Below are 5,836 nucleotides of genomic sequence, written 5' to 3' on the forward strand. Positions count from 1 at the left end.
TGCCACCATGATGAATGGTGATCTTTTCGTCGGCGCTGGCTTCGCCGATCAGCCCGGCGTGCAAGCCGGCAGCGCGGGCGCTGGCGACGGCGGCGTCGACATCGGCGAGCTTCAGCTGGACGACGAAACCAAGCTCCTCGTTGAACAGAGCTGCGACCGGATCAGGGCCGAGCGCGTCGAGCGCCACATCGATGCCGCTGCGGCCGGCGAAAGCCATTTCGCTCAAGCAGGCGAACAGGCCGCCGTCGGAGCGATCGTGATAGGCCAGCAAATGCCCGGCCGCGTTCATCGTCTGCAGCCAGTCGAACGCGGCCTTCAGGCGCGCGGGATCGTCGAGATCCGGCGCCCTGTCGCCGACCGCACCGAACACCTGCGCCAGCGCCGAACCGCCCAAGCGGTTCTTGCCAGCACCGAGGTCGACCAGCATCAAACGGCTGGCGGCCTCGGCCTTGAGCTGCGGCGTCAGCGTCTTGCGCACGTCGGCGACCGGCGCGAACGCGGTGATCACCAGGCTCAGCGGCGAGGTCTGGGTCTTCGTTTCGCCGTTGTCCTGCCAGACCGACTTCATCGACAGCGAATCCTTGCCGACCGGAATCGCGATGCCGAGCGCCGGGCACAGCTCGCGGCCGATCGCCTCCACCGCATCGAACAGGCGCGCGTCCTCATCACCCTGACCGCAGGCGGCCATCCAGTTCGCCGACAGGCGAATGTCGGACAGCTTGGTGACGTGGGCAGCGGCGATGTTCAGCACCGCTTCGGCGACCGCCATGCGGCCGCTAGCGGCGGCATCGAGCAGGGCGATGGTCGGGCGTTCGCCCATCGCCATCGCCTCGCCGGTCGTCGCTTCGAAACCGGTTGCGGTCACGGCGACGTCGGCGACCGGCGTCTGCCAGGGGCCGACCATCTGGTCGCGCACGGTGAGACCACCGACGGTGCGATCGCCGATGGTGATCAGGAACTGCTTCGAGGCGACCGTAGGCAGCTTCAGCACGCGCTCGGCGGCGTCCTTGATGAAGGCCTTCTGCGCGGCATCGCCGGCCGGCGGGTAGGCCAGCGGCGCGCTGACCGGAGGCTTGCGCACCGTCACTCGCTGCATCTTCGGCGGCTTGCCGAGCAGCACCGGCATCGGCATGTCGACCGGCAAGCTGCCATCGAGCGTGTCTTCGACAATCAGCTGCTGCACGGCCGTCGCGGTGCCGACCACGGCGAACGGGCAGCGCTCGCGTTCGCACATCGCCTGGATCACGGCGACCGATTCCGGCGCGATCGCGAGGACGTAACGCTCCTGCGATTCGTTACACCAGATTTCCATCGGGCTCAGGGCCGGATCGGCGCTCTGCACATCGCGCAGCTTGAAATGGCCGCCGCGATCGTCGGCGTGCACCAGTTCCGGCAGCGCATTGGAGATGCCGCCGGCACCGACGTCGTGGATCGACAGGATCGGATTCTGTTCGCCGAGCGCCCAGCACTGGTCGACGACTTCCTGGCAGCGACGCTCCAGTTCCGGGTTGGCGCGCTGCACCGAAGCGAAGTCCAGTTCGGCACTGGATGCGCCCGTCGCCATCGACGACGCGGCACCGCCGCCGAGGCCGATCAGCATCGCCGGGCCGCCGAGCACGACCAGCTTGGCGCCTTCGACGACGGCGAGCTTTTCGACGTGCTGGCCACGGATGTTGCCGTAGCCGCCGGCGATCATGATCGGCTTGTGATAGCCGCGCATGCTGCCGTCCGGCAGCTTCTGCTCGTAGGTGCGGAAATAGCCGTTGAGCACCGGGCGGCCGAATTCATTGCTGTAGGCGGCGGCGCCGATCGGGCCGTCGAGCATGATCTGCAACGCGCTGGCGATGCGCGCCGGCTTGCCAAGATCCTGTTCCCAGGGCTGCACGAAACCGGGAATCCGCAGGTTCGACACCGTGAAGCCGGACAAGCCAGCCTTCGGGCGACCACCCCGGCCGGTCGCTGCTTCGTCGCGGATTTCGCCGCCGGAGCCGGTGGCCGCACCGGCGGCCGGCGAGATGCCGGTCGGATGGTTGTGGGTCTCGACCTTCATCAGGATGTGCACCGGCTCGTCGTGCTCGCGCCAGGCACGATCGCTGTCGGGGAAGAAGCGCATCGCTTGATGGCCTTCGATCACTGACGCGTTGTCCTTGTACGCGGACAACACCCCTTCCGGCGAGGCCTTGTAGGTGAGCTTGATCATGCCGAACAGCGAGTCCGGCTGAACCGCACCATCGACCGTGAATTCGGCGTTGAAGATCTTGTGCCGGCAGTGCTCGCTGTTGACCTGCGCGAACATCATCAGCTCGGCGTCGGTCGGGTTCTTGGCCACGCCGGTGTAATGGGCAACGAGGTAGTCGATCTCGTCCGCCGACAGCGCCAGGCCCCAGTCGCGGTTGGCGTTGACCAGCGCCTCGCGGCCGCCGCTCAGCACATCGACGCTGCGCAGGCTGCGGCGCGTGCCGCTGGCGAAGACGTGCTGCAGATCGGCAACCGTGGTCAGCACCGATTCGGTCATCGGGTCATGCAGATCGGCCAGCGCTGCGGCCGGCAGGCTCTTCACACCATCGAGCAAATAAAGGCGCCCGCGTTCGACACGCTTGACGCCCTTCAGCCCGCAGACCTTGGCGATGTCCGTGGCCTTGCTCGCCCAGGGGCTCAAGGTGCCGAGGCGCGGCACGATGTAGAGCATCGCGTCGGCAGTCGGAAGCTGAGCCGTCGTGGCATCGAGCAACTTGCAGAGTGCGGCTTCATCGACGCCCCCATCATCGTCTTGGGCATCGACCATGAAGAACTCGACGGCGCGCAGGCCGCTGACCGCCGGCGCATGGCTTGCCAGGCTGGCGCGCAGGCGCTCGATACGGAACGCGGACAGCGAGGTGCCACCAGACAGGATGTGCAGGCTCATTGCAGAAATTCTCTATCTCAGTTGACGTGACGCCAGTCGAGGCCGGCGTCCTGGTGGGCGCAGACCAGCCAGTCGGGCTGGGCGCCAAGCACTTCGGAAGCCGCTGCCAGCGCGTGCTCCGGCGTGTTGTTGGTTTCGGAAAGATGGGTCAGCACCAGGTGCTGAAGCCGGGAAATATCGAGACTGCCGAGCAGCTCGGCCGCCTGGGCATTGCTCAGGTGACCCTTGGGGCCGGCCACTCTGGATTTGAGGAACGCCGGATACGGGCCGTTCAGCAGCATCTGCCGATCGTGGTTGAACTCGAGCAGCAAGGCGTCCAGCCCGGTCAGCGATTCGCGCATGTACGGCGTGACGCTGCCGGCATCGGTGAGCACGCCGACCCGCTTGCTGGCATGGCCGAACACGTACTGACAGGGCTCGCGGGCATCGTGCGGCACCGGGTACGGCACGATCTCGAGCGCGCCAATGGTGATCGGCCGATGCGGACTCAAGGTGCGCACCCATTCATCCGGCGCCGCTTTCCACGCAGCCCGCGTGCCGGCGGTCAGCCAGACCGGCAGCTTGTTGCGACGCGCGAGTTTCGCCACGCCACCGATGTGATCGCCATGCTCGTGGGTGACGACGATCGCGGTCAGATCGCTGGCCATGAGGCCGAGCCGCGCGAGACGCGCATCGACCTCGACCAGCGGCAGACCGCAGTCAAGCAGCACGCGGGTATCGCCGGCCTCGACGATCAGCGCGTTGCCCTTGCTGCCGCTGCCGAGATAGGCAAAGCGCATCACACAACTCCGAACGTGGAAGGCCTAGGACTTATGGTCGCCACCGCCCGTGAACACCGGGAACGGCATGACCTTGCCGGATTCGCCCCCGGCCATGATCCGCGCGGCGCCGGCCTTGTCGACCTGGTCGATGCGGACGATGGCATGCACCGGCACGAAGCTGCGCGAAACATTGGCGAATTCCGCTTTCAGCTTTTCCTCGCCGGGGTCCACGAGGATAGAGCTGCGTTCACCGAAAACGATTTTCTCGATCTCGACGAAGCCCATCATCGAACCATGGCTGACCGAGCGCGCGTAGATCTCGTAGACGCTGCCCTGATTCAGGAAGGTGACGCGGTACAGGCGCTGGGGAGTACTCATGCTTGAGGCGAAACTCGCAGCCCGGAGCGATGGAAGGCCGGGACGGGCGCGATTTTCCCATACATCGCGGCCTGCAATCAGACCGCGCCGAAATGCTCCGCTAACGCACCAGTCGGAAGCAGTTGCGCAGTTCGTCGACGAACAGCCCCGGCTGCTCGAACGCCGCGAAGTGGCCGCCCTTCGGAACCTCGTTCCAGTAGATCAGGTTCGACATGCAGCGCTCGGCCCAGCTGCGCGGCGCGCGGTAGATCTCCTTGGCGAAGATGCTGCAGCCCACCGGCAGCACGAGCTGCACGGCGATGAAGCCATCGTGATAGCTCTCCCAGTACAGGCGGGCCGAGGACGCGGCGCTGTTGCTCAGCCAATACAGCATGACGTTGTCGAGGATTTCGTCGGCCGCCAGCACGCTGAGCGGATCACCGCCACAATCCATCCACTTCCAGAACTTCTCGTAGATCCACATCGCCTGGCCGGAAGGCGAATCGGCGAGCCCGTAACCAACCGTCTGCGGACGCGTCGACTGCTGCTTCGAGTAGCCGGAATCCCAACGATCGTAGTGCTGCAGCGCGCCGAGCATCGCGGCTTCCTCGGCGCTGAATTTATGGCCGAGATCGGCCGGCAACACCACCGGCAGATTGACGTGGATCGCCGCCAGCCCGGCCGGATGCAGCTTGCCGAGCTGGGTGGTCACCAGCGCGCCCCAGTCGCCGCCCTGGGCGACGTAGTGCTCGTAGCCGAGCCGCTGCATCAGCTCGGCCCAGACGCTGGCAATCTTTTCCACGCCCCAGCCGGCCGCGGTCGGCTTGCCGGAAAAGCCGAAGCCGGGCAGCGACGGGATGACCAGATGGAACGCATCCTCGGCGCGGCCGCCGTGGGCGGTCGGATCGGTCAGCGGGCCGATCACCTTGTGGAACTCGATCACCGAACCCGGCCAGCCGTGGCTCATGATCATCGGCATCGCGTTCTCGTGTTTCGAACGCACATGCAGGAAGTGGATCGACACGCCATCGATCTCGGTGGTGAACTGGCCGAGCCCGTTCAGCATCGCTTCGCAGCGCCGCCAGTCGTACTTCGTCAGCCAATGCTCTACCAGCGCCTTCGCCTGTGCCAGTGGCACGCCCTGCGACCAGTCGACGACCGTCTCCCGATCAGGCCAGCGCGTCAGCTCCAGACGGCGGCGCAGATCGACGAGTTGGGATTCGGGGATGGACAGGTGGAAGGGCTGGATGCTGGTGGTCATGAAAGAGGCTCCGGGGACGGATGAATTAGTTGGGCAGCGGTTCGGTATCGCGCGTCAGCAGGCGCAGGTAGGCGTCGTAGGCGAACACGCGATTGCGTCGGTAGCCGGTCATTTCGCGAACCAGGCCGAGTTCGGTCAGCCGGGCGAAAGCGGTCAGCACGCTGGACCGGGCGATACCGGTGGCGGCCGTCGCCTGCACGACGTTGGTGACCGGCCGGGTGCAGAGATGCCGGTGCAGCGCCAGCGCGGTAGCGGACAAGCGCCCCATGGCCGGCAGGCGGGCGCGATCGGCATCGAACAAAGCGACGATCTGGCGGGCGGTAGCGCAAGCTTCGGCGGCGGTGTTGACGACGCCGCGCAGGAAGAAGCGCAGCCAGCCTTCCCAGTCGCCATGCGTCCGCACGCGGCTGAGGCGGTCGTAGTACTCGCTGCGATTGGCCTTGAAGTGGAGGCTCAAATACAGCAGCGGGTACTGCAGCACCTTGGCTTCAACCAACAGGAGGGCGATCAGCAGGCGGCCGAGACGGCCATTGCCATCCAGGAACGGGTGGA

General features: G+C 66.2%; 4 protein-coding genes and 1 pseudogene. All 5 read right to left on the minus strand.

The features are described from left to right. Nucleotides 1-2,899: phosphoribosylformylglycinamidine synthase (purL, locus tag Q0D45_RS01420; RefSeq protein WP_366946302.1), on the minus strand; the 2,899-nt coding region annotated here is incomplete at its 3' end. Nucleotides 2,900-2,922: 23 nt separating this feature from the next. Further along, nucleotides 2,923-3,684, minus strand: a complete 762-nt coding sequence (locus tag Q0D45_RS01425) for an MBL fold metallo-hydrolase (protein WP_293387545.1) — start codon at nucleotides 3,682-3,684, stop codon at nucleotides 2,923-2,925. Nucleotides 3,685-3,708: 24 nt separating this feature from the next. Further along, nucleotides 3,709-4,044, minus strand: coding sequence for a DUF1820 family protein (locus tag Q0D45_RS01430; RefSeq protein WP_293387547.1), 336 nt, complete (start codon nucleotides 4,042-4,044; stop codon nucleotides 3,709-3,711). A gap of 100 nt (nucleotides 4,045-4,144) precedes the next feature. Next, nucleotides 4,145-5,284 carry an epoxide hydrolase family protein gene (locus Q0D45_RS01435; protein WP_293387549.1) on the minus strand — a complete coding sequence of 380 codons (1,140 nt, stop codon included), beginning with the start codon at nucleotides 5,282-5,284 and terminating at the stop codon, nucleotides 4,145-4,147. 25 nt (nucleotides 5,285-5,309) lie between these two features. Further along, nucleotides 5,310-5,836, minus strand: a pseudogene (locus tag Q0D45_RS01440) (Fic family protein); the annotation flags it as partial.

It is taken from the genome of Nevskia sp., from assembly GCF_023266035.1.
Classification (GTDB): Bacteria; Pseudomonadota; Gammaproteobacteria; order Nevskiales; family Nevskiaceae; genus Nevskia.

Excerpts from the sequence above, each read along its gene's own strand:
- Q0D45_RS01425 (WP_293387545.1), bottom strand. The coding sequence starts at position 3,684 with ATGCGCTTTGCCTATCTCGGCAGCGGCAGCAAGGGCAACGCGCTGATC.
- Q0D45_RS01435 (WP_293387549.1), bottom strand. The coding sequence starts at position 5,284 with ATGACCACCAGCATCCAGCCCTTCCACCTGTCCATCCCCGAATCCCAA.
- Q0D45_RS01430 (WP_293387547.1), bottom strand. The coding sequence starts at position 4,044 with ATGAGTACTCCCCAGCGCCTGTACCGCGTCACCTTCCTGAATCAGGGC.